This window comes from Kribbella rubisoli, assembly GCF_004217145.1.
Taxonomy (GTDB): Bacteria; Actinomycetota; Actinomycetes; order Propionibacteriales; family Kribbellaceae; genus Kribbella; species Kribbella rubisoli.
In genome coordinates, this window is the sequence record NZ_SHKR01000011.1 from 1558095 (window position 1) to 1581704 (window position 23610).

26 protein-coding genes and 1 pseudogene are annotated in these 23610 nt (G+C 68.7%); 3 read left to right on the plus strand and 24 right to left on the minus strand.

Annotation, left to right across the window (positions count from 1 at the left end; translation table 11 throughout):
* Positions 1 to 7 precede the first annotated feature (7 nt).
* The 6 genes from EV645_RS10415 to EV645_RS10440 form a co-directional block, all read right to left on the minus strand.
* On the minus strand, positions 8 to 442 hold the full coding sequence (locus EV645_RS10415; RefSeq protein ID WP_130442089.1) for a hypothetical protein: 435 nt from the start codon (positions 440 to 442) through the stop codon (positions 8 to 10).
* A 67-nt stretch (positions 443 to 509) separates the two neighbouring features.
* Positions 510 to 1274, minus strand: a complete 765-nt coding sequence (locus tag EV645_RS10420; RefSeq protein WP_130442091.1) for a type III pantothenate kinase — start codon at positions 1272 to 1274, stop codon at positions 510 to 512.
* The gene (gene nadC, locus EV645_RS10425; RefSeq protein ID WP_130442093.1) at positions 1274 to 2128 is read right to left on the minus strand and encodes a carboxylating nicotinate-nucleotide diphosphorylase; all 855 of its coding nucleotides are present in this window, start codon (positions 2126 to 2128) and stop codon (positions 1274 to 1276) included. Before nadC ends, EV645_RS10420 begins: the two co-directional genes overlap by 1 nt.
* On the minus strand, positions 2121 to 3785 hold the full coding sequence (locus EV645_RS10430; RefSeq protein WP_130442095.1) for an L-aspartate oxidase: 1665 nt from the start codon (positions 3783 to 3785) through the stop codon (positions 2121 to 2123). Before EV645_RS10430 ends, nadC begins: the two co-directional genes overlap by 8 nt.
* A gap of 22 nt (positions 3786 to 3807) precedes the next feature.
* Complete coding sequence (panC, locus tag EV645_RS10435) at positions 3808 to 4635, minus strand: pantoate--beta-alanine ligase (RefSeq protein WP_130442097.1); 828 nt, start codon at positions 4633 to 4635, stop codon at positions 3808 to 3810.
* On the minus strand, positions 4632 to 5507 hold the full coding sequence (locus EV645_RS10440) for a Rossmann-like and DUF2520 domain-containing protein (RefSeq protein WP_130442099.1): 876 nt from the start codon (positions 5505 to 5507) through the stop codon (positions 4632 to 4634). Before EV645_RS10440 ends, panC begins: the two co-directional genes overlap by 4 nt.
* An 82-nt stretch (positions 5508 to 5589) precedes the next feature.
* On the opposite strand from EV645_RS10440, the gene EV645_RS10445 reads away from it, so the two are divergent.
* Positions 5590 to 6144, plus strand: coding sequence for a 2'-5' RNA ligase family protein (locus tag EV645_RS10445; RefSeq protein WP_242000314.1), 555 nt, complete (start codon positions 5590 to 5592; stop codon positions 6142 to 6144).
* Positions 6141 to 6776 (plus strand): annotated as a pseudogene (locus EV645_RS10450) (SAM-dependent methyltransferase); the annotation flags it as partial. The gene EV645_RS10445 and the pseudogene EV645_RS10450, both read left to right, overlap by 4 nt.
* A gap of 104 nt (positions 6777 to 6880) precedes the next feature.
* Here EV645_RS10450 and EV645_RS10455 read toward each other — a convergent pair.
* Both EV645_RS10455 and EV645_RS10460 read right to left on the minus strand, forming a co-directional pair.
* Complete coding sequence (locus tag EV645_RS10455; RefSeq protein ID WP_242000315.1) at positions 6881 to 8287, minus strand: PH domain-containing protein; 1407 nt, start codon at positions 8285 to 8287, stop codon at positions 6881 to 6883.
* Positions 8284 to 8772 (minus strand): PH domain-containing protein, encoded by a 489-nt coding sequence (locus EV645_RS10460; protein ID WP_130442104.1) that lies wholly within the window; start codon positions 8770 to 8772, stop codon positions 8284 to 8286. Before EV645_RS10460 ends, EV645_RS10455 begins: the two co-directional genes overlap by 4 nt.
* Positions 8773 to 8798: 26 nt before the next feature.
* Between EV645_RS10460 and EV645_RS10465 the strand changes: the two genes are divergently transcribed.
* Complete coding sequence (locus EV645_RS10465) at positions 8799 to 9992, plus strand: NADH-quinone oxidoreductase subunit D (RefSeq protein WP_130442106.1); 1194 nt, start codon at positions 8799 to 8801, stop codon at positions 9990 to 9992.
* Positions 9993 to 9997: 5 nt separating this feature from the next.
* On the opposite strand, the gene EV645_RS10470 is transcribed toward EV645_RS10465, so the two are convergent.
* The 16 genes from EV645_RS10470 to dacB form a co-directional block, all read right to left on the minus strand.
* The gene (locus tag EV645_RS10470) at positions 9998 to 10714 is read right to left on the minus strand and encodes an NADPH-dependent F420 reductase (RefSeq protein ID WP_130442108.1); all 717 of its coding nucleotides are present in this window, start codon (positions 10712 to 10714) and stop codon (positions 9998 to 10000) included.
* Complete coding sequence (locus EV645_RS10475; RefSeq protein ID WP_130442110.1) at positions 10715 to 11494, minus strand: inositol monophosphatase family protein; 780 nt, start codon at positions 11492 to 11494, stop codon at positions 10715 to 10717.
* Positions 11495 to 11645: 151 nt separating this feature from the next.
* A complete protein-coding gene (locus EV645_RS10480; RefSeq protein WP_130442112.1) occupies positions 11646 to 12038 on the minus strand; it encodes a hypothetical protein in 393 nt (130 codons plus the stop codon).
* 21 nt (positions 12039 to 12059) lie between these two features.
* Positions 12060 to 12422, minus strand: coding sequence for a hypothetical protein (locus EV645_RS10485; protein WP_242000316.1), 363 nt, complete (start codon positions 12420 to 12422; stop codon positions 12060 to 12062).
* An 89-nt stretch (positions 12423 to 12511) separates the two neighbouring features.
* Positions 12512 to 13030, minus strand: a complete 519-nt coding sequence (locus EV645_RS10490) for a DUF3180 domain-containing protein (protein WP_130442115.1) — start codon at positions 13028 to 13030, stop codon at positions 12512 to 12514.
* A gap of 2 nt (positions 13031 to 13032) precedes the next feature.
* Positions 13033 to 13590, minus strand: coding sequence for a 2-amino-4-hydroxy-6-hydroxymethyldihydropteridine diphosphokinase (folK, locus tag EV645_RS10495; protein ID WP_130442117.1), 558 nt, complete (start codon positions 13588 to 13590; stop codon positions 13033 to 13035).
* Positions 13587 to 13976, minus strand: coding sequence for a dihydroneopterin aldolase (gene folB / locus EV645_RS10500; protein ID WP_130442119.1), 390 nt, complete (start codon positions 13974 to 13976; stop codon positions 13587 to 13589). The genes folK and folB overlap by 4 nt, the downstream gene beginning before the upstream one ends.
* Positions 13973 to 14449: a nuclear transport factor 2 family protein gene (locus tag EV645_RS10505; RefSeq protein ID WP_233714907.1), complete on the minus strand. Its 477-nt coding sequence runs from the start codon at positions 14447 to 14449 to the stop codon at positions 13973 to 13975. The genes folB and EV645_RS10505 overlap by 4 nt, the downstream gene beginning before the upstream one ends.
* Positions 14446 to 15243 (minus strand): dihydropteroate synthase, encoded by a 798-nt coding sequence (gene folP, locus EV645_RS10510; RefSeq protein ID WP_130443707.1) that lies wholly within the window; start codon positions 15241 to 15243, stop codon positions 14446 to 14448. Before folP ends, EV645_RS10505 begins: the two co-directional genes overlap by 4 nt.
* A gap of 103 nt (positions 15244 to 15346) precedes the next feature.
* Complete coding sequence (locus EV645_RS10515) at positions 15347 to 16507, minus strand: S1 family peptidase (protein WP_130442121.1); 1161 nt, start codon at positions 16505 to 16507, stop codon at positions 15347 to 15349.
* Positions 16508 to 16640: 133 nt separating this feature from the next.
* Positions 16641 to 17213, minus strand: a complete 573-nt coding sequence (folE, locus tag EV645_RS10520; protein ID WP_130442123.1) for a GTP cyclohydrolase I FolE — start codon at positions 17211 to 17213, stop codon at positions 16641 to 16643.
* 69 nt (positions 17214 to 17282) lie between these two features.
* On the minus strand, positions 17283 to 19322 hold the full coding sequence (ftsH, locus tag EV645_RS10525; RefSeq protein WP_130442125.1) for an ATP-dependent zinc metalloprotease FtsH: 2040 nt from the start codon (positions 19320 to 19322) through the stop codon (positions 17283 to 17285).
* A gap of 175 nt (positions 19323 to 19497) precedes the next feature.
* A complete protein-coding gene (gene hpt, locus EV645_RS10530; protein WP_130443709.1) occupies positions 19498 to 20049 on the minus strand; it encodes a hypoxanthine phosphoribosyltransferase in 552 nt (183 codons plus the stop codon).
* A gap of 5 nt (positions 20050 to 20054) precedes the next feature.
* Complete coding sequence (tilS, locus tag EV645_RS10535) at positions 20055 to 21071, minus strand: tRNA lysidine(34) synthetase TilS (RefSeq protein ID WP_242000317.1); 1017 nt, start codon at positions 21069 to 21071, stop codon at positions 20055 to 20057.
* Between the two features lie 7 nt (positions 21072 to 21078).
* Positions 21079 to 22173, minus strand: coding sequence for a zinc-dependent metalloprotease (locus EV645_RS10540; protein WP_130442129.1), 1095 nt, complete (start codon positions 22171 to 22173; stop codon positions 21079 to 21081).
* Between the two features lie 39 nt (positions 22174 to 22212).
* Positions 22213 to 23571 (minus strand): D-alanyl-D-alanine carboxypeptidase/D-alanyl-D-alanine endopeptidase, encoded by a 1359-nt coding sequence (gene dacB, locus EV645_RS10545; protein WP_130442131.1) that lies wholly within the window; start codon positions 23569 to 23571, stop codon positions 22213 to 22215.
* Positions 23572 to 23610: the final 39 nt, after the last annotated feature.

Sequence of the window (23610 nt, forward strand, 5' to 3'; positions counted from 1 at the left end):
AAGGCATCTAAGCGGTCGCCTCGGTCGACTCCGCCGCCGGCGCCGGAGCACCGGCAGCATGTCTGGCCGCGATCCCGGCGACCGCGAGCAGCGCCAGCGCGTTCGCACCGTGCAGCGCGCCGACCACCGGTGCGGCGAACGCCGCGAAGGCGAAGGCGATCTGCAGCACGACCAGGCCGAACACGTACAACGCCCATCTGACGCCGCGCTCGACATGGGCGAAGAACGAGACGATCAGCAACAGCAACGCGAGCAACGGGATGATCATCGATCCGACGATGCTGTGCAGGCTGTGGCCCCAGTTGCCGTCGTAGTTCTTGTCGATCACCAGACCGTCGTCCATGTCCTTCAGCGCGGTGAACCAGCCGACCGCGATGGCCATCGCCTGAACCACGACGCCGATGGCGATCAGACCTGCGAGTACCCGATAGACAGCTCTCATGGTTTCCCCCCATTGTGGCTGTCCTCATGGTGATGCAGATCACCTCAAGGGCACAAGAGGTTAAACGTCAGCCGTGGTTGCGGGCGTACGCCTGGTACAGACCGTGCAACGTCAGCAACGGTTCGTCGCGGATCGGAGTCGTCAACTGGCCGATCAGGAGCGGAGCCAGCGCGCCGGTGATGACGACCGGACTCTCCGCGTTCAGAGACTGCTCGGTCCGGATCCGTTCGACCAGGCCGTCGACCAGCGCGGCGAAGCCGTGGATCGCGCCGGACTGCAGGGCTTCGACCGTGTTCTTCGCGACCACCGACCGCGGCCGGACCAGCTCGACGCGACGCAACTGCGCGGCGGCGTACCCGAGGGCGTCGGTCGCCGTTTCGATGCCTGGGGCAATCACCCCGCCGATGAACGCGCCGGCCGGGTTGACCACGTCGATCGTGATCGCCGTACCGACGTCGACGATCAGGCAGGGCGCGCCGTACCTGTGCACCGCGGCGAGCGCGTTCGCGATCCGGTCCGTGCCGACCTCGCGCGGGTTGTCGACGAGCACCGGCAGCCCGGTCTTCACACCCGGCTCGACGACGACGCTCGGCACGTCGTGGTAGTACCGCGAGACGACGTCCCGCAGCTCGTGCAGCACATGCGGTACGGCGGAACACACGGCGATCCCGGACACCGGCGACTCACCCGCGAGCAGGCCCTGCAGGAGCACGGCCCACTCGTCCGCCGTACGCCGTGGGTCCGTGCCGACCCACCAATGCCGCTTGACCGTGCCTTCGAACACCAGGCCGACCAGCGTCCTGGTGTTCTCGACGGCGACGGCCAGCAACATCAGGACTCCCTCAGGTCCAGGGCGATGTCGAGGACCGGCGCCGAGTGGGTCAGGGCGCCGACCGCGAGGAAGTCGACCCCGGTCTCGGCGACCGCCCGGGCCTTGTCCAGCGTCAGTCCGCCCGAGGCCTCGAGTCGCGCCCGGCCGCCGACCTTCTCGACGGCCTCGCGCAGCAGCGGAACGTCCATGTTGTCGAGCAGGATCAGCTCGGCGCCGGACTCGACCGCGATCAGCGCGTCGTCGACCGAATCAACCTCGACCTCGATCGAGATGTCCGGGTACGCCTTGCGGACCAGCCGGTACGCCTCCGCGACGCCGCCGGCCGCGATCACGTGGTTGTCCTTGATCAGAGCGGCGTCGGACAACGCCATCCGGTGGTTCTTGCCGCCGCCGCAGCGGACGGCGTACTTCTCCAGGGACCGCAGCAGGGGCATCGTCTTGCGGGTGTCGCGGATGACCGCGCCGGTGCCCGCGACCGCGTCAACCCAGCGCCGTGTCAGCGTGGCGACACCGCTCAGGTGGCACAGCAGGTTCAGGGTGGTCCGCTCGGCGGTGAGCAGTTGCCGGGTCTTGCCGCGGATCGTCATCAGGATCGCGCCGGCCTTCACGGACGCCCCGTCACGAACGGAGTGCTCGATCTCGAGCTCGTCCGGGGCGGCGACCAGTCGCAGTACGAGCTCCGCGATCTCCAGCCCGGCCACCACGCCGTCAGTGCGCGCGACCAGCTCGGCAACCGAGATCTGGTCGGGGTCGATGGTGGCCGTCGTGGTCACGTCGACGCCCCCGGCGAGATCCTCTTCGATGGTTGCCTGCACGAGGTCAACGACCCACTGCCGGTCGACTGTCTCATCCATGCCGGTGATTCTCCTCGGTGTGGGGAACGAACGTGGCCTGCGGCACAGCCCGCTCGGCCACGGCAGGCAGCGTCAGGTCCAGACTGCCGGACCAGTGCAGATCATCGCGATCCGGGTGGTCCTCGCGCCAGTGCGCACCACGACTTTCCTCGCGGGCGGTCGCGGCGGCCAGCAGTGCGGATGCGACCGTGACCAGGTTCGTCGCCTCCCATCCCGGCGTACCGGGCTCGTCGGCCGGCTGCTCGATCAGCTTGCCGATCGTCGCACCCGCCTCGGACAGACCGGCCGCGCTGCGGATCACGCCGGCGCCGGCGGTCATCGCCCGCTGCAGCTCGGGTACGACGTCCGCGTCGACCAGGCCCGGCGTACGGACGTCGACGATCGGCTCCTTCCGCTCGGGGAGACCGTCGGCGAGGTGCGCGGCGATCCGGCGGGCGAACACGAGCCCTTCGAGCAACGAGTTCGACGCGAGCCGGTTGGCTCCGTGTACGCCGGTGCACGCGACCTCACCGCAGGCGTACAGGCCGGGCACCGAGGTCTGACCGTTGAGGTCGGTCCGCACTCCGCCGGACGAGTAGTGGCAGGCCGGCGCGACCGGGATCAGCTCACGGACCGGGTCGATACCGTGCGAGCGGCAGGACGCGAGGATGGTCGGGAACCGCACCCGCCACTTCTCGTCGCCGAAGTGCCGGGCATCGAGGTAGACGTGATCCTTGCCGGTGGCAAGCATTTGGCGCATGATCGCCTTCGCCACGATGTCGCGCGGAGCGAGGTCCGCGAGCTCGTGCTGTCCCTGCATGAATCGCTTGCCGGTGTGGTCGACCAGGAACGCACCCTCGCCCCGGACGGCCTCGGAAACCAACGGCTGCTGGCCTTTCGCGCTCTTGCCCAGCCAGAGCACGGTCGGGTGGAACTGGATGAACTCGAGGTCGCGCACCTTCGCCCCGGCCCGCAACGCCAGCGCCATCCCGTCACCGGTCGACACGCTCGGGTTGGTCGTTGCCGCATACAACTGTCCGAGACCGCCGGAGGCCAGGATGACGGCGCGCGTGCGGATCGCTCCGACGCCGTCCAGTTGCCCCTCGCCCATCACGTGCAGCGTGACGCCGGCGACCGCGCCGTCCTCGGCGGTGAGCAGATCGAGGACGAGCGCGTGCTCGATCAGCCGGATGTCCTTGGCCCGCTTGACCGCGGCGACCAGCGCACGCTCGATCTCCGCACCGGTCGCGTCGCCGCCGGCGTGCGCGATGCGGTTGCGGTGGTGTCCGCCCTCACGGCCGAGCGAGATCTCGCCGTCGGCCAGCGTGTCGAAACGCGCGCCCAGCTCGATCAGATCGCGCACCGCGTCGGGTCCTTCGGTGACGAGCACGCGGACGGCTTCCGGGTCGCTGAGCCCGGCACCCGCGACCAGCGTGTCCTGCAGGTGATCCTCGGGCGAGTCCTCCGGGTCGAGCGCGGCGGCGATGCCACCCTGCGCCCACTGCGTGGAGCCGGACGCAACGACATCCTTCGTCACCACGAGCACGGATCCCAGCTCCCGCGCCTTCAACGCAGCGCTCAGCCCCGCAACCCCGGAGCCGATCACCACCACGTCGACAGAGTCGGTCCAGCCAGGTCCAGGCGCGGCCAACCGTTGTGGGACTGCTGGTGCGGTCATTCAGGGACCGTATCAACGGATTTCATCGCAGGGTGATGGAAATGTTGTCAATGAGACGGGTCAGGCCTACCCGGGCGGCGATCAGCATCCGCGCCTCTCCAGGCCCGATGACCGGACCCAGATCGGGCGCGCGAAGGGCCAGATAGTCGATCTTCACCGACGGAACGGCTTCCAACTCGGCCTGGGCTGCGGACATCACCGCATCCGGGCCGTTCATCCCCGCCTTCGCGCCGGCGCTCAGCGCGCGATACAGCACCAGCGCCTCGTCACGCTCGGTCTCGCTCAGGTAGCGGTTGCGTGAGGACATCGCGAGCCCGTCCGGCTCCCGCACGGTCGGCACCGGCACGATGTCGGTGTCCATGTCCAGGTCGCACACCATCTCGCGGATCAGCGTCAGCTGCTGGTAGTCCTTCTCACCGAACAGCGCCAGATCAGGCGCGGTCAGGTGCAGCAGCTTCGACACCACGGTCAGTACGCCGGAGAAGTGCCCGGGCCGGAAGACGCCTTCCAGCTCGTCGGCCAACGGCCCCGGATGCACGGTGATCGACGGCTCGTTCGGGTACAGCTCGTCGCGCGACGGGTTGAAGACCAGGTCGACACCCTCGTTCTTCGCGATCGCGAGGTCGCTGGCCAGGGTCCGCGGGTACCGGTCGAAGTCCTCCGAGGGCCCGAACTGCAACGGGTTCACGAAGATCGTCAGCACCACGCTGCCGTCCGGTCCGACCCGCTCGCGAGCCTCGGCCAGCAACGCCGCGTGGCCCTCGTGCAGGGCGCCCATCGTCATCACGACCGCCCGGGGCCGGATCGCGGCCGCTGCTCGGAGCTCGGCCTTGGTCTGGGTGAGTCTCATCGCGGTGTCTCCCCTGTCCGATCCTGCCCTGGGACCCCTGCCCGGTGCCCGTCCAGCACCTCGAAGAACCGGCGGGCCGTCGCCGCGTCCAGCCGCCCGTCCGCCTCCACCATCTCCACCGTCGCGCGGGCCAGCTCGGCGTACGTCGTCGCCGTGCGGTCCCGCAGTACCTGTAGTGCTGTCAGATGTGCTGCCACCGTGTCGACATCGCCGCGGGCGATCGGCCCGGTGAGCGCATGATGACCGGATCGCAGCGTGTTGTCGAGGGTTGCGGCCAGCAACGGCTGCAGCGTCGCCACCGGATCCGCGACGCCGGCCTCCCGCAGTACGCCGATCGCCTGGCAGACCAATGTGGTCAGGTGGTTCGCACCGTGCGCGAGACCGGCGTGGTACCGCGCTCGCTGCTCGTCGGCTACCCACTGCACCTGCGCACCCAGCGACTTGACCAGTCCCTCGACAACCGGCCTGGCCGCGTCGGGAGCGGTCGCGGTGAACATGACGTCGTCCAGCGGCACCAGACCGCCGGGGAAGGTCATCGAGGGGTGCAACGCGACCGGTATCGCCTGCAGCCCCTTGAACGGATTCAGCCCGTGCGCTCCGGACAGGTGTACGACGTACTGCGCGCTGGTCAGCGGGAGCGTCTGCGCCACGTCGTGGATCAGGTCATCCGGTACGGCGACCAGTACGACGTCAGCGCGCTGGGTGACCTCGTCGGCGGTCAGCACCGGCACACCGGGCAGTAGCTGGGCAACGCGGTCCCGGGACGCGTCAGAACGCGCCGTCACACCGACCAACCGATGCCCGGCTGCCGCCAAGGCTGCTCCCACGGCGGTCCCGGCCCGGCCGGCTCCGATCAAGCCGATCCGTTCCATCACTCACTCTCTTCTCGTTCCAGTCCCACGGCGGGGTACCAGACGATCTACTTGCCAGGGTAGGTGATGAGAGCATGTGGCGGTGAGCGATGCGTGGGCAGCACGGACCGAATTGACCGCGATCCTGATCACAGTCCCCGAGCTGATGGCGTGCACGGACCGTTGGCGTTCGGTGTCACGGTCGACTGCCAGACCGCAGGTCCCGTTGACCGAGCTGATCCCACCGCATGTGACCGTGCTGGTCCCCTGGGTTGCAGAGCCCACAGACGCCGACATTGCTCGACTGCGGTCCGCTGTCTCGTCTGTGGAGCCCTTTGAGCTCAGCTTCCCTACAGCGGGTCAGTTCCCGAACGGCACGGCCTGGCTGAAGCCGGAGCCGTTCGACACCGTCCGCTCACTGCTCCACAGCGTGTTCGCGGCCTTCCCGGAGTGCCCGCCGTACGGCGGTGAGTTCCCGGACGTGCATCCGCATCTGACTATCTCCTCGTCCACCCAGGGCGGTCCGGCCGTCGTCGCCGAGGCGCAGGCTGCCCTGGCCGCGACACCAGCCCCGACAGTCCAGCTGACCGAGCTGGGCCTGTGGCGCGAGGACACGTCCGGCACCTGGCACCAGTTCGGCGCCGTACCGCTCGGATGACCTTCCGAGCAGCTTGGCAGCGGGCTCTCTACGGCCCCGACGGCTTCTACCGGCGGGAGCGGCCGGCCGCCCATTTCCGTACGTCGGTGCACGCGTCGGCGCTCTTCGGGCAGGCCATTGCACACCTCGCTCGGTTGGTCGAGCTGGACGAGGTCGTGGACATCGGCGCCGGCTCCGGCGAACTGGGCAAGGTACTCCGCGCCGAAGGCCTCACCGTCCTGGACATCGAGCTGGACGACGAACTCCCCGAGCGCTTGTCCGGGTTGGTGATCGCCAATGAGTGGCTCGACAACATCCCGTGCGAGGTCGTCGAGTGGGACGACGAAGGCATTCCGCATTACCTGCTCGCCGACGTCACCCCGGGACCCGTTGTCGAAGGCAACGATCTGGCCTGGCTCGACCGGTGGTGGCCCGGTGTGCCGGGTGATCGGGCCGAGATCGGAACCACTCGCGATGAGTCCTGGGCCGGCGTGATCGACCGCCTGGCGCCCAGGAGCCTTGCCATTGCGATCGACTATGGTCACCTGAAGGCGGGCAGGCCGCCCTACGGGACGCTGACCGGGTTCCGCGACGGCCGCGAGTGCGACCCGACACCCGACGGCACCTGCGACATCACCGCCCATGTAGCCCTCGACTCCCTCGGCGGCACCATCGTGAGCCAGCGCGACGCACTGAAAGCCCTAGGCGTCAGCGCAACCAGACCACCGCTCGACCTGGCGCAAACAGACCCGATGCGCTACCTGTCCGAGCTGTCCTCAGCCGGTGAAGCCGCCGAGCTGCTGGACCCGTCCGGCCTGGGCGGGTTCGGCTGGGTCTGGACCGCGAGAGGCGCCGACACCGTACGCCGTGCCTCACGCGCCCTGTCCGCCTGAGCCTGCACCAGCGCCGCAGCCTCCGCCTGGTCGCGGTGCAACGCAATCGCGTCCGTCGGCCCGAGCGGGGTGTCCACATGCACGTTGGCCAGACCCAGGCGCCGCTGCAGCGGTCCCTGCTCCATCCGCACGGACTGCGTCTTGTGGTGCAGCACAATCGACGTACGGCGGCTCACCCAGCCTCGCGTGGTCACCATGACCTGGTCGTCCACGCCGTACGTCAGGTAGCGCCAGCCGATCGGGCGGAGCCACTTGGCCCGCTCCGGTGCGACATGCATCTGGATGGCAGCCAGATCGAACCCCGGCAACACACGGGAGAGCACGTAGGCCACCTCGGTACGCTCACCGACCGGCAGCAGCTGCGCGCCCTCGTTCCCGTTGTCACCGTCTTCCTTCTGACCGGCCACCCCCGCGATGTCCAGCTCGACGCGTGACCAGCCGATCAGCCGCCAGATCACCGGTTCCGTGATCAGCAGGCCCTGCACACGGCCAGGCGGGACCGTCTGCCGCTGTACGTCGAACAGCCCGCGCTTGGTCCGCAGACCGTGACTGGTGTCGGACAGGGTGAATCCGTGGTTGCCGACGACCTGCTTCCAGATCGGCTGCACCACACCGAGCAGGAGCGGCAGACCGGCGAACAGACCGATGTGGAAGTTCAGCACCATGGTGGCGACGATCAACCAGATCAGTGCGCCGGCACTACCGACGACGGTGGACGACAGCAGGGTCGCACCGAGCAGGCGGGTGGTCGGGACAGTCAGCAGCGGCGGAGCCTCGGCCTCGGCCAGTTGCTCGCTCTCCTGCTGCTCGGCGGCCTGCTGGCCCTTCGCGCGGACCAGCAGCGTCGTACGGAGCTCCTGCGCCTCGGCATAGCTGAAGTAGCTCAGCTTGCCGTCGCTCTTGCCGCCACCGGCCACATCCATCCGCAGCTCGGCCATGCCGAACAGCCGCGCGACGAACGGCTGCGCGACGTCGATCGCCTGGATGCGGTCGAAGCGGATGATCCTGGTACGCCGGAACAGGAATCCGCTGTCCACGCGGATCGCGTCGCCGGTCAGCTGCCACTTGGTGAACCACCAGGACAGTGCGCCGAGCAGGATGCCTCCGACGAGGACCGCGGCCAGGCCGATGCCGGCGAAGGTCAGGTTCTGCCGCAGACCCTCGTTGTTGACCAGCGCGACGGCCGCGACGACGAAGTACCCCCAGCCCTTGACGAAGGGGGTCAGTGGGTGGAGCCGCTGCCCCACCACCTCAGCGGTTTGTTCGGTCACAGGCCCCACGCCTGCGCCTGACCGAGGGCGGACAGCCGGTCACGCAGCCGACCGGCCTCATCCGGGTGCAGCCCCGGGATCTTGGCGTCGGTCGCCGGGGTGGCCGTGTGCAGCTCCACAGTGGCCATCCCGTACGCGCGCTCCAGCGGCCCGGCGGTCACGTCGACGAACTGCATCCGGCCGTACGGTACGACGACCAGCTCGCGGAACATGATCCCGTGGCTGACCAGCAGCTCGTCCTCGCGCTCGGCGTACTTCCAGGACCGCTGGTTGCGCCCGATCAGGATCCAGGCCCAGGCGAGTACGAGCGCGATCACAACCACCGCGAGTACGCCGTACAGCCAGCCCAGCGTCAGTCCGAGCGCGAGCAGCGCCGCGATCGCAGCCAGCCCCGCCACGATCGACGCGTTCAGCCGGCGCAGTGTCGCCAGCTTGGGCGAGACCGGCGTCCAACTGACATCCGAGGGTGCGAAGAGGTCATCCACGGACCCAGCCTGTCACGATAGGGGGCATGAGCACGGAAAGAGTCCTCGGAGTCGGGGCCGGAGCTGCCGGATTCGACCCTGCTTATGAGCGCGGTGGAGCCGGATCGGACCTGCCGACCACCGACATGGTGCTCAACATCGGTCCGCAGCACCCGGCGACCCACGGCGTACTGCGGCTGCGGCTCACGCTCGACGGCGAGCGGATCGTCAGCTGCGAGCCGATCATCGGCTACATGCACCGCGGCGCCGAGAAGCTCTTCGAGGTCCGCGACTACCGGCAGATCATCGTGCTCGCGAACCGGCACGACTGGCTGTCGGCGTTCGCGAACGAGCTCGGCGTCGTCCTCGCAGTCGAGCGGATGATGGGACTCGAAGTACCTGATCGAGCCGTCTGGCTGCGGACCCTGCTGGCCGAGCTGAACCGGGTGCTGAACCACCTGATGTTCCTCGGCTCGTACCCGCTCGAGCTGGGCGCGATCACGCCGGTGTTCTACGCGTTCCGCGAGCGCGAGACGATCCAGGCGGTGATGGAGGAGCTGTCCGGCGGCCGGATGCACTACATGTTCAACCGGGTCGGCGGGCTCAAGGAGGACCTCCCGTACGGCTGGCTCGGTCGCGCGTCCGCCGCCTCTGCAGCGGTCCGCAAGCGCCTGCCCGATATCGAGGAGATCATCCTCGGCAACGAGATCTTCCGCGCCCGCACGATCGGCATCGGCAAGCTCGCCCCCGAGCTCATCGCGCAGTACGGCGTCTCCGGCCCGATCGCCCGCGCTTCAGGTGTGGATGCCGACCTCCGCCGCGACGAGCCCTACCTCGCGTACGGCGACCTGCAGGACGTACTCCGCGTGGTCACCCGCCCCGAAGGGGACTGCTATGCCCGCTTCTCCGTCCTGCTCGAGCAGGTGAAGGTCTCACTCGACCTGGTCGACGCCTGCCTCGAAAAGCTGTCCGCGCTGCCGGCCGGACCGGTGAACGTGCGGCTGCCGAAGATCCTCAAGGTCCCCGAGGGCCAGACGTACGCCTGGACCGAGAGCCCACTCGGCATCAACGGCTACTACCTGGTCTCACGCGGCGACAAGACGCCCTGGCGGCTGAAGCTCCGCTCGGCCAGCTTCAACAACATCTCCGCGCTGCCGGCGCTGCTGCCCGGCACGATGATCCCCGACATGATCGCGATCCTCGGCAGCATGTTCTTCGTCGTCGGCGACATCGACAAGTAGCGCGGTCAGAACTCGCGGCCGGCCACCGGCGGACGGTGTGCGGCCGCGATCAGCTGCACGAGGTTGGCCACGGGCAGCGGTTTGCCCGGATCGGCGTGCCCGGCGGCGCGCTGTTTCGCCGTACTCGCCTTCGACAGGTACGGCGTCACGTACGCCGCCGTCTCCGGCTCGAACCGCCAACTCTCGCTCAGCGGACCGACGTCGACCACGTCGAAGCCCAGCGTCTGGATCAGCGTCGTGGCTGCGGCCTTCGCGTCCGCGTCGTCGCCGGCGATCGGCAACGCGCTGCGATCCGTCGCGTCGTCCGGTCGCGCGAGCGTGACGATATTGCGCGCGCTGATGTTGTTGAACGCCTTCACGGTGTGGGCCTCGGGCAAGTGTTCCTGCAGCAGTTGCGCCGTCGTCACCACCTCGCGGTCGAGCCGATCGATCCGGCCGTCGCGATGCGGATAGTAGTTCATCGTGTCCAGCACGACCTTGCCCGCGAACGGTTCGACCGGCAGTTCGGCGTACCGCCCGAGCGGGATGGTGACGAGGACCCAGTCCCCGGCGCGCACGGCCTCGTCGACGGTCCCGGCGCGGACCCCGAGGTCGCGGACCTTGTCGGCAAGGCTCTCCGGGCCGCGGGAGTTCGCCATCACCACGTCGAGGCCCGCGTCGACCGCGAGCCACGCGACCACCGACCCGAGGTTCCCGCTGCCGATGATTCCGAGAGTCGACATCTACAGCCCCTGGCCGAGCAGTTCCTGGAGCGGTTCGCGGATGCCGTCGGCCACCGCGAAGACGCCGCGGGACTCGGGCGCGTGGCCGGTGCCGTCGAGATCGAGAACGGTCACGCCGGCCTCGCGGCAGATCGCCACGCCGGCCATCGTGTCCCACGGCTTGTTGGAGAACATGATCAGCGCGTCGAAGTACCCGTTCGCCGTCCAGGTGAGCGCGGTCGCCGCCGTACCGATCATCCTCAAGCGCTGCACGCGCGGGTACAGGCGCTGGGTCAGGGCGAGTCGGTCGGCGTTGACCGCTTCGGCGTCCGGCCCGACCGCATAGTCGCCCACGGCAACCAATGCGTCGGTCAGGTCGGTGCACTCACTGCCCCGGATCGCGTTCCCGTTGCAGGTCGCACCGAGACCTTCGGCGGCGACGTACGTCGTGTTCAGCGCCGGGTGGTCGATCACGCCGGCGACGGCGCGGCCTTCGTGGATCAGGCCGAGCGAGATCGCCCAGAGCGGTACGCCGTGGATGAAGTTGACCGTCCCGTCGACCGGGTCGAGCACCCAGCGCGTCCCGTCGGTCGCACCGCCCTCTTCCTCGCCCAGCACCCCGATCTCCGGCGTCTCCCGCTCGAGAAACGCCCGCACCTCCCGCTCCACGGCAAAGTCCACCTCGGAGGCCATGTCCCGATCCCCCTTGGCCGTCAACTCCCCCACCGCCCGCGTCTGCGTCACCACCCGCCCACGCGCAACCGCAGCCTCAGCAACCTTCAGCAACTTGGCAAGATCCACACCTCGAACCTACGCGATCCCCACCTCCCCCACCCTGCACGTCTCAGGGGCCAACCCCTCAGTTGATCGGTTGACCCCCGAGATTCTGACGGCCGAACCGATCACCTCCGGGGTTGGCCCCTGAGACGTCCAGGGTGGGGGTGGTGCGGGATCAGGCGGTGCCTAGGGCTCGGCGGCGGCGCCAGGCGGCGGCTGCGGCCAGTCCGCCGATCGCCAGCGCGCCGACGGCCGCGGCCTGACCGATCTTGATCGGGCAGCCTGAGGCGCAGTCGGGGATTGCGTACGGTTGGCCGGGGTTCAGTTCGTGGGTCTCGTCGGCGGATACGTACGCCTCCGTGGCCGGGAACGGGAAGCCCTCGGGGTTCAGCAGGCGGTACCAGTACAGGTCGTCCCACGCCTTGCGCCGGCAGGTCACGTTCACCGACGGCGACTCGTACGGCGTCGGACCCAGCTGCCCGATCGGCAGATGATCCTCGTTGTAGACCGTGACATGGCCGTTCGGATCGTTCATCGTCACAGCCGGGTAATTCGCATCCAGCCCCATTACCGCAGTATGGGGCCCGGCTCAGGAGGCGGCCAGACCTCGGAGCTTCAGGTCTACGACGGTCGGCGCGTCGGCCTGCGAGTGCTTGTCGCCGGCGGCAACGACCGTGGCGACCTCTTCGTCGATCTTGTCGAGGCGCTGGTCGATCTTGTCCAGCCGGCGCTCCATCAGGTCGACGAACTCCGCGTTCTCGACCACCCGGGCGCTGGTGATCCGCGAGTACTCCTGCGCGACCTGCGCACGCTCGTCCGAATGGGCCAGTCGCTCAACCAGCAACTGGTGGCGGAACAGGATGGAGCCGGCGATCGCGACCAGAGCCGCACCGACCGCGGCAGCCCGGAGAATCCAGGCATTCTGTGAGAACAGCGCGACACTCACACCCACGCAGACAACGATCAGAGACGCGTTGGCAACGGTGAGAACGGTGGTCCTGGTTCGACGGCGGCTACCCCTTGACCCCATGGACCGACATGTTAGGGGGTCTCGTCGGGGTCCTCGGGAATGCGACACGCGCGTTCGAGCAACAATCCGGCCGTGACGACCAGCACAGAGATCACCGCCGCCGCAGCGGCCATGATCACACGGTTACGAGGGCCGGAAGAGCCCATCGCCTGCAGGAAGCTTAACGCGAACCCTGCGTAAACACCGGTACATAACGCGCCGACGAAAGCGCTCGCCTTCCCGATCATCAACAGGAAGACCGCACGGGAGGGCTCCATCCGCTCCCGGCGTACCTGGATCCGCTGGTTGGTGTTGCGGGCGGCGGCGAACAGCAACGCGGCCAGGAACGCCCAGGCGATCAACGTCAGCCACGACACCGCCGGCGCGACCCCGCCGCCGGACTCGATCGCCTTCACCATCGTGACGCCGATCGCGACCCCGAGTACGGCGATCGCGACCAGCAGCCGGCGTGACGTCGGCCGCACCGAGCCCGGACGCGGCGGCTCCTTCTTGTCCCGGGGTGCCTGCCCCGGCTCGGTACCGCCGGACACCGCTACTGCAACTCGATGTCGAGCTTGGTCACGCCGTCGGTCCCGACCTTGGCCAGCAGCTCAGAGACCGGGCCGTGGCCCGGCAGGACGGCGTCCCGCTCGATGTCGAGCCAGGGCGCCAGCACGAACGCACGCTCGTGCGCCCGCGGGTGCGGGATCGTCAGCTCCTCGGTCTCGATCGTCTTCTGCCCGTAGGTGATCAGGTCGACGTCGAGGGTCCGCGGCGCGCCCGGCACGCTGCGCTCCCGGCCGAACGCCTGCTCGATCGCCTGGGCCCGCTCGAGCAGCAGGTCGACGTTCAGCGTCGTGTCGGCGAGCAGGACGATGTTCAGGTACGGGCCGGACTCCTCCGGACCGCCGACCGGTTGGGTCTCGTACACCGGCGAGACCTCGACCACCACGACGTCCGGGGTGTCCCGCAGCGCATCGACCGCGCCCTGCAGGTTCGCCTCACGGTCGCCGAGATTGCTGCCGAGCGACAGGATCAGCTGACGGATCGGCTTCAGACCACCGCTCAGGGTGTCCGCGTCGATGACGTGGGGACTAGGGGTCTCAGTCACGAGGATTCTCCGGCTCTGCGCTGCACGGTCAGGACAACGTCGTCGAACGGCACCGAGATCGGCGCCGAGGGTTTGTGGATGGTGACCGCCGTCGCTGTCACCCGCTTGTCGGCGAGGCAGAGATCGGCGATGCGCTGGGCGAGGGTCTCGATCAGGTCCACCGGGTCGGTCTCGATCGCAGTGTGCACCTGCTCGGCCACCACCCCGTAGTTCACGGTGTCGGCCAGGTCGTCGGAGGCCGCGGCGGTCCGGGTGTCCAGCTCCAGCCGGACGTCCACGACGAACTCCTGTCCGTCGGCCCGCTCGTGCTCGAACACCCCGTGGCGCCCGAAACCGCGGATGCCCCGGATCTCGATCACGTCAGAAGGGGGTACGGGACCGCTCATTCCGCCTCCTCCTGTCGGCCCCCAGACGACGACAGTACCGGTGAGGCATGGTGGATCCACAACCGCCAGCCGCTAGAAGTTCGACGGAAAACGTTCGTGGCGAGCGCTTTGCCGCCCGCGAAGCCGTCCTCGGGGGCACCTTCACCCGAGGACAGGACATTCTCCGTACACGTGACGTATGCCACGTCTTCATCTACCCGGACCTGCACATCGGTGAGGAAGAACTGGATGTACGGCGTGTTCGCGAAGATCATCGCCCAGGCCCGCATCATCTCGGCGTACCCGGAGATCGCCGCGTTGCCGGGGTGGATGCAGACCGGATCCGGCTCCGGCAGCCAGACGGCCGCCATCAGGTCCAGGTCACCGGCCTCGAACGCGTTATAGAACGCGGTGTTCGCATTCAGTACGACGTCCTCGACGGTGGCACCGCGCGCACCATCGCCACCGGTGCCCTGCCGCGGTCCGTCCGTCATACGGTTCCCCATCTCTTCGCCACTCTGACCGCGTCCGCGTTCGGTGCCACCGCGTGCGCCCTGACACACCAGGCACCCGCTGCGGCGGCCAGGGCGGTCACGGCCACGCTCGCGTCGTCTCGTCGTACGGCCGGTCTGGGTTCGCCGGTCTGCTCGTCGGCGAGCAGCCTACCGAGGAACGTCTTCCGGGACGCACCGATCAGCAACGGTCTTTCCAGTACGGCGAATTCCCGCAACCGGCGCAGGATCTCCCAGTTGTGCTGCGCGTTCTTCGCGAAACCGAGCCCGGGGTCGAGCGCCACCCGGTTCAGGTCGATACCCGCCTGCCGCAGTACGTCGAGCCGCTCGCCCAGCTCGGCGATGACCTCGGCAACGACGTCGGCGTACTCGGCCCGGTTCTGCATGTCGATCGAGTGGCCGCGCCAATGCATGCACAGGTACGGCGTCTTCCGCTCGGCCACCAGCGGGAGCATGTCCGGATCGGCCTGCCCGCCGGACACGTCGTTGATCATCGTGGCCCCGGCGTCGAGCATCAGCTCCGCGACACCGGCCCGCATCGTGTCGACGGAGATGATCGCGCCTTCGGCCGCGAGGGTCTCGATCACCGGGAGAACACGGCGGATCTCTTCCTCGGGTGTCGGCCGTACTGCGCCGGGCCGCGTCGACTCGCCGCCGACGTCCAGAAGGTCGGCGCCTTCGGCCAGCAACTCCCGCCCGTGCTTGATCGCCGCGGCCGGCTCGAACCACTCACCGCCGTCCGAGAACGAGTCCGGCGTCACGTTCACAACGCCCATGACCAGACACCGGTCGACCACCGGCAGCCCGTCCACGTGAACCCGCTCGACATCCTTCACCAGACCACCGTAGTGGCCCGCACCCCCAGACTCTCGCCTGGGCTCAGTTGGCGAGGATCAGCCTGGACTCGGTGGACTGCAGAACCTCGGCGATGGGCTGCGAGTAGGACTCGTTGGTCTGGCCGGACTTCTCCAGGCATTGGCCGTTGATCAGGGCCGCGCCGCTGGTGATCCCCTGGGCGTAGTTGCCGGTCATGTTGGCGCCGCCGGAGTCGCCGGCCTCCACGCACGCGGTGTGCTGGAACAGGCCGCGGACGATGCGGTTGTTGCCGTAGTTGACAGTGACATTGCGCGCGACGATCCGCCCGCAGGTCCAGCCGGTGCTCTTCCCGGACTTGCAGAGCGTCGATCCGACGGTGGCGTCCGCGAGCCCCTTGACCGCGATGTTGCCGGCGCCCCAGCCCTCGACGTACCCCTGCTGGTCCCAGCCCTCGATCACGCCGACAGAACCGAAGTCGTTGCCGGGAAAGCTCGAGGTGTACGTGTTGCCGAGGACGTAGCCGTTCCGGGAGAACGACGGCTTGCCCGCCGTACAGTGCCCGGCGGTCAGGAAGATCCGGTTGCCCTTGCGGGTCCGGGCGTTGAAGCCGAGCGAGCAGACGTACCCGGTGTTCTTGTCGACCTGTACGCCGCCGCGCAGGCTGAAGTCGTCAGCGGTCAGGCGAATCGTCCCCGTCACCTGGCGGATCGTCACCCGCTCGCCGTTCGCCACGGCGCGGGACAGGAACCGGTTGGTGATCGAATCGTGCGCGCCCTTCGGCACCGAGACGACCACGGTGCCCGTGACGGGATCGATGTACCACGACCGCACCTTGCCGGCGCTGGACGCCATCGCCACCTTGTTCAGCTCGCTCTGCACGGCGTTCAGCTGGCGGGCGGTGAACCGGACCAGGCGAGGGATCGCACCGATCTGGCGGACCAACTCGGCCGTTGCGGCATCCGACACGGCGACGATCAGCTTGCCGGAGTCGTCGTAGTAGCTGCCCACCACACCTGAGTCGGACCCGAGCTGCGACTCCAGGGTCTCCGCCACCAGCGGGTCCTCGGTCTGCTTCTGCGAGCCCTTCTGAGCGGTCTTCTGGGCGGTCTTCTGGGTGGTCTTGGTCCGCGTGTCCGCGGTTGCCCAGTTCGCTGCCGCCAGCCCGCCGGCCGTCAGGACGACGACCCCGGCAAGTGCGGCGCCGACCCGGAAACGCCCCGACATCCTGTCCTCCTCACACCGGCACTCTGGTCCCCGTTGGCCGAGTGCCACTACGGAAAGTAAACGCTCAGCGACAGAATGTCCATAGCCACGGACTCTCAAACGTCAACGAGGGCAGCAGGCCGCGGGCTACGGCTCAGCCCACAATCAGGCTCATCGCCTCCGCGCGGGTGACCGGATTGCGCAGCTGACCGCGGACCGCGGACGTGATCGTCTTGGCGCCCGGTTTCCGGACACCGCGCATCGTCATGCACAGGTGCTCGCACTCGATCACCACGATCACGCCGCGCGGCTCGAGGATCTCGACCAGCGATTCGGCGACCTGAGTGGTCAGCCGTTCCTGGATCTGCGGTCGTTTCGCGTACACGTCGACCAGTCTCGCCAGCTTCGACAGCCCGGTGATGCGCCCGTCCCGGCTCGGGATGTACCCGACGTGCGCGACGCCGGTGAACGGGACCAGGTGGTGTTCACAGATGCTCCAGACCTCGATGTCCTTCACCAGGATCATCTCGTCGTGCTCGAGCGCGAACGTGGTCGTCAGGACGTCCCCGGCGCTCTGACCGAGCCCGGCGGTGATCTCGGCGTACGAGCGCGCGACCCGGTCCGGCGTGTCCCGCAGCCCCTCGCGGTCCGGGTCCTCCCCGATCGCGAACAGCAACTCCCGTACGGCGTTCGCCGCCCGCTCGTGGTCGAAATTCGGTGACGTCATCCGGCCACTGTAAATTTCCACGCCGCAAACAGCGACGCCGCCACCCAGTGGGTGGCGACGTCGCAGTTGTCACTGCTTGTTCGGCGGAGTCGGCCCGCTGCCGTAGTCCGTCGGCCGGATGGCCTCGTCCGGACCGACGGAGCCGCCCGGCAGCACGTCGTGCAGCGAACCGTTCTGCTCGGCGCGGCCGTTGCCTCCGGTCGGCATCACCGGCGGCTGGTCCGACGGCACCCGGGTGGACGAGCCGGTCCAGGCCGGCCGCCGCTCCCGCATGATCACCGGCTCGAAGATCCGGGCGATCTGGTGCTTGTCCAGCGTCTCCTTCTCGAGCAGCTCCTCGACCAGGTGGTCCAGCACCGAGCGGTTCTCGACCAGGATGTCGAAGGCCTCCTGGTGCGCGTTCAGGATCAGCTTGCCGACCTCTTCGTCGACCGCGGCCGCGATCTCCTCGGAGTAGTTCCGCTGGCTGCCGAAGTCGCGGCCCAGGAACGGCTCGCTGCCGTCCTGGCCGAACTTGATCGCGCCGAGCCGCTCGGTCATGCCGTACTGCGTGACCATCGCCCGGGCCAGCGCCGACGCCTTCTCGATGTCGTTGCTCGCCCCGGTGGTCGGGTCGTGGAAGACCATCTCCTCCGCGGCGCGGCCACCGAGCATGTAGGCCAGCTTGTCGAGCATCTCCGACCGGGTGGTGGAGTACTTGTCCTCGTCCGGCATCACCATCGTGTAGCCGAGCGCGCGGCCACGCGGCAGGATCGTCACCTTCTGCACCGGGTCGGAGTGCGGCAGCGCCGCGGCGACCAGGGCGTGCCCGCCCTCGTGGTACGCCGTGAGCACCTTCTCCTTGTCCGACATCAGCCGGGTCCGGCGCTGCGGACCGGCGATGACGCGGTCGATCGCCTCGTCCAGCGCGCGGTTGTCGATGATCTGCGCGTTCGACCGGGCGGTCAGCAGGGCCGCCTCGTTCAGCACGTTGGCCAGGTCGGCACCGGTCATACCCGGCGTCCGGCGGGCGACGGCGACCAGGTCGACGTCGGGCGCCATCGGCTTGCCGCGGGAGTGGACCTTGAGGATCTGCGTACGACCGGGCAGGTCCGGCGCGTCGACGGCGATCTGCCGGTCGAACCGCCCCGGGCGCAGCAGCGCCGGGTCGAGCACGTCGGGCCGGTTGGTGGCCGCGATCAGGATCACACCGCCGCGGACGTCGAAGCCGTCCATCTCGACCAGCAGCTGGTTCAGCGTCTGCTCGCGCTCGTCGTGGCCACCGCCGAGGCCCGCGCCACGGTGCCGGCCGACGGCGTCGATCTCGTCGATGAACACGATCGCCGGGGCGTTCGTCTTGGCCTGCTCGAACAGGTCGCGGACACGGGAGGCGCCGACGCCGACGAACATCTCGACGAAGTCCGAACCCGAGATCGAGTAGAACGGAACACCGGCCTCACCGGCGACCGCACGGGCCAGCAGGGTCTTACCGGTACCGGGCGGGCCGTAGAGCAGGACGCCCTTCGGGATCTTCGCGCCGACCGCCTGGAACTTGCCGGGCTCCTGCAGGAACTCCTTGATCTCACCGAGCTCCTCGACCGCCTCGTCGACACCGGCCACATCGGCGAACGTCGTCTTCGGGGTGTCCTTGGTGATCAGCTTGGCCTTCGACTTGGCGAAGCTCATCACCCGGGAGCCGCCGCCCTGCATCGAGTTCATCAAGAAGATGAACACGACCGCGATCAGCAGGAACGGGATCAGCGTGGAGAACACCTGGCCGATGAAGCTCGGCTTCGGGTTCTCGACGTCGTACCGCTCGATCTTGCCGTCCTGGAACAGGGACTGCAGGTCGGTGCCGAGGCTCTCGGCCTGGCCGTCGACCCAATGCGCCCGGAGCTTGGTGCCGTCGGTCTTCTCGACCCGGATCTCCTGGTCCGGATCGATCAGCGTCACCGACTTGATCGTCTTGTCGCTCGACGACTTGGCCTGCTGGATCAGCTGCACGACCTGGCCGGTGGCCTCGGTCTTGTACCCGGTCGAGCCGGTCAGGAGCTGCCCGATCACCAGTACGCCCAGGAAGGCGACGACGATCCAGAACAGGGGTCCGCGGAAGATGCGCTTCACGTCCATGATCGAGGCCTAAGCCCCGTCCCTCCTAGCTCGGCAGGCCCGGGTATGGCGGGCTTGTGACGGTAATACCAGTCCAAGTGTCTCGTGTCGCACAAGACAACACAGCACGAGGGTCACCAAAGGACAGTACGACCCGTTGTACAGGCCGTCACCAAGTCTGCCTTGTCGGAGCGGGTCAGGAGTAGACGTGCGGGGCCAGCGTGGCCACGCAGCGCAGGTTCCGGTACTTCTCGGCGTAGTCCAGACCGTAGCCGACGACGAACTCGTCCGGCAGCTCCAGGCCGACGTATTTCACCGGGACCCGCATCTTGGCGGCATCCGGCTTCACGAAGGCGGTGCACAGCTCCAGCGAGGCCGGCTTACGTGACTCGAGGTTGCTGACCAGCCAGCTCAGCGTGAGCCCGGTGTCGATGATGTCCTCGACGATCAGCACGTGCCGGTTGGTGATGTCGGTGTCCAGGTCCTTCTGGATCCGCACCACACCCGACGACTTGGTCCCCGAGCCGTACGACGAGATGGCCATCCAGTCCATCTCCACGTGCCGGCTGAACGACCTGGCCAGGTCGGCCATCACCATCACCGCACCGCGCAGGACGCCGACGAGCAGCAGGTCCTTGCCCTCGTAGTCGGCCTCGATCCGCGCTGCCAGCTCCCGCAGCTTCGCGAGGATCTGGTCCTCGGTGTAATGGATCTTGGTCAGGTCCTTCTCGATGTCCGCCGCATCCACGGCCATCAGCCTGTCACATCCGGGCCGAGGATGATGAATCCGCCCTTGCGGATCGCGCGAACGCCCTGTGGCAGGTCGATCCAGCGCTGTCCGCGCCAGTCGGTCACCAGCGCCTCGACCGACGCGATGTGTCCCGCGGTCAGGTCCGTGGCCCGGCAGCCGGCTTCCAGCGCGGCCTGCCGCAGTACCCGCGTGCGGATCGCAGCGGGCTCGTCAGTCAGTACGCCGACTTCTGCGCGCACCTCACTCTCGGCGCGACTCAGTGCGGTCTCGGCAACGTCCGCAGCCAGCAGGTCGAGCGCATCGGCGTCCGCCCGCAGCAGTCCCGCCGTACGAGCCAGCGCCTCGACCACACCAGGCCCGAGCGCCTCCTCCAGCACCGGCAGCACCTCGTGCCGCACCCGCACCCGCGTGTACTGCGGGTCGTCGTTGTGCGGGTCATGCCACGGCCGAAGCCCCGACGCGATACACGCCGCCGCCGTAGTGGCCCGCGGTACCTCTAGAAACGGCCGCCGGAGCAGTCCGACCGCCGGAGCCATCCCAGCGAGCGACCGCGCCCCTGACCCACGCCCCAGCCCGAGCAGGACAGTCTCCGCCTGATCATCGCGGGTGTGCGCCAGCAGTACGACGTCCGCTGCCAGCTCGTCCGCCGCGTCCCGCAGAGCGTCGTACCGCGCAGCCCGGGCCGCAGCCTCCGGACCGCCGTCGCTGCCGACCTCCACCGCACGCACCAGCACAGGCTCGAGCCCTAGCGTCCTGCACTGCTCAGCTGCGGTCGCCGCGATGTGCGCGGAGTCCGGCTGCAGACCGTGATCGACGACAACCGCTCCGGCCCGCAGACCGAGCTTGGGCGCCTCGAAGGCGGTCACGGCCGCAAGCGCGAGTGAATCCGTGCCGCCGGAGCAGGCGACCAGCACAGTGGTCCCGTGAGGCAGCTCGGCGAGCGTCGCCCGGACCGCCTCCCGGGCGCGAGCTATCGCCGGGTGCAGCTTCCCCCGTCTGCGCTCGACCAGCTCTTCCATGGCCGACTCAGCCGTGGAGTCGGGTGACCCAGGCATCGGGGTTCGCGATCTCGGTCTTGGTCGGCAGCGTGTTGGGGCCGGTCCAGACCCGGTTGAAGCCCTCCATCCCGACCTGATCGACCACGCGACGTACGAACGCCGCACCGTCCTTGTACTGACGCAGCTTCGCGTCCAGCCCGAGGAGCCGCTTCAGCAGCTGGTCCACCGGGTTGCCGCTCTGCCGGCGCGACGTGAACTTGGACCGGATGTGCTCGACGGTCGGAATGACCGACGGCCCGACCCCGTCCATCACGAAGTCCGCATGGCCCTCCAGCAACGACATGACCGCGGTCAGCCGATCCAGCACCGCACGCTGCTCCGGCGACTGCATCAGGTCCACCAGGCTCAGCTCAGCCTCACCACGCACCGACCGTCCCAGTCGCTGCACAGCCTCCCGGAACATCGCGGCGTACGCCGACGCGTCCAGCTCGGCCTGGTCGAGGAACAGCGCGATCTCGGACCGCAGGTGGTCCCGCAGCCACGGAACGGCGGTGAACTGCACCCGGTGCGTCTCCTCGTGCAGACACACCCACAGCCGGAAGTCACGCGGTACGACGTCGAGCTCGGACTCCACGTGCATGACGTTGGGAGCCACGAGAAGCAGCCGGCCGGTCAGGTGAGGCCGATCCGGGTCGGGCTCAGCCGGGTAGAACGGGTCGAACTGTCCGAGCACCCGGGACGACAGGAAAGCCAGCAGCGCCCCGGCCTCGATGCCCGTCACCCGTGAGCCGACCGCGGACGACAGACCGGCTGTCCGGTCCGCCTTCTCACGCAGCTTGTCGGCCAGCGGCTGCAGCACGGTCCGGAAGCCGTCCGCGTTCGCCTGCACCCAGCCGGGCCGGTCCACGATCACTACGGGCGCGGTGGCCGAGGTGGCCTGCAGCCCGGTGAACTCTCGGACGTGGCCCTCGGACTCGGCCGCGAACTGACGCAGCTCCGCGACCACCTGGTCCGCCTCCGCGCGGCTGACCGCCGGGCCGGGGCGCAGCAGCTTCCGCGCAACACCGGTCGCCAGCTGCCAGTCGACCATCTCGGTCGTGGTCTCGCCTTCAGCCGTACTCATACAACGACCCTAGTGCTATGTCCCAACATGCGCCCGTGGTCAGCAGCCGCAGTTGGCCAATGCTGCCGTGGTCCGGTCGAGGGCGGCGCGAGCGTCCAGCGTCTTCGGGACCGGGACGCTGTCACTGGCGACTGCGAACACCAGGAGCGTGCCGGAGCGGTCACGGGCGTACCCAGCCAGGCTGTGGACACCGGTCAGCGTTCCCGTCTTCGCATGGACCAGTCCGGTCCCCGTGCCGGTACCGGCGGTAGTGAATCGCTCCCTGAGGCTCCCGTTGAAGCCGGCGATCGGGAGGCCGGTCAGAAGATGCCGCAGCTCCGGGTGGTCCTTGGAGATCGCCACCCGGACCGCACCGGCCAGCAGGTCGAGCGGGACCTTGTTCGCCCGGGTCAGACCGCTGCCGTCGTAGATGCGGGCCTTGCTGACATCCAGACCGAGCTTGGTGAGCGTGGCGCGCACGCCCTTCACGCCACCGACGTACGAGCCGCCGTTGCGGGTCGCGATGCCGACCTGCCGCAGCAGCACCTCGGCGCCGTCGTTGTCGCTGTGCTGGTTGATGTACTCGACGATCTGCCCGAGTGTCGGCGACTTCACCAGCGCCAGCGGGGCGACCTTGGCCTGGGCTGTCGCAGCCTTGACGGTCGGGGCCACAGTGATCCCGTAAGTGGCCAGCAGCTTCCCGAACGACGTGGCCGCGGCCTGGGCCGGCAAGGGTGCCCGCTTCGCCATCCCGGGCGAGAGGCGGCCCTCGTTCACCCAGAGGGCCGTCGTCGGCGCGGCGATCCCCTCTGGGACGTAGTTGGCTTCCCAGTTCGCATTGACCGCCGGACCGGTGAACAGCGAGGCGTCGTACCCGAGGGTGACCCTGGTGACGCCCTGCGCCTTCAAAGCCTTCGCAGTACTTGCTGCGAGCGTTTGGAGGGTTGCGCGAGCCGGGTAGTCCGACGCCTGCTTCACAGCGAGCAGCGGGTCACCGCCGCCGACCAGAACGATCGAGCCCTTGCCGGCGCTTACGACCTTGGTGGTGAACGTGTGGTCCGGCCCGAGCGTCGCCAGCGCCGAGACCGTGGTCAGGAGCTTCAGAGTCGAGGCAGGTGTGTACGGCGTCGCCGCACCGACCGAGAACAGCGGCTTGCCGCGCGATGCGTCGTACACGTAGACACCGTGGTGCGGGCCGAGCGACGGGTCCTTGAGAACCGCAGCGAGCGCCTTGCCGACACCGGCCGCCGTCGGTGCGACGCCCTCGGTGGTCAGGGGTGCCAGGACGGGCGGTGCCTGCTGGGTGGTCCGGACTGATCCGGGTACGGCGTCTGCGCTACTCACCAGGCCGGCGCACATGCTCGCGCACAGCGCCGTGGTGAGCAGCGTGACGAATGCCGCACGGGCAGGTCGTGCCACCTGGCTGCTCCTGTCATTCGGTCGGTCGGAACCGTGACA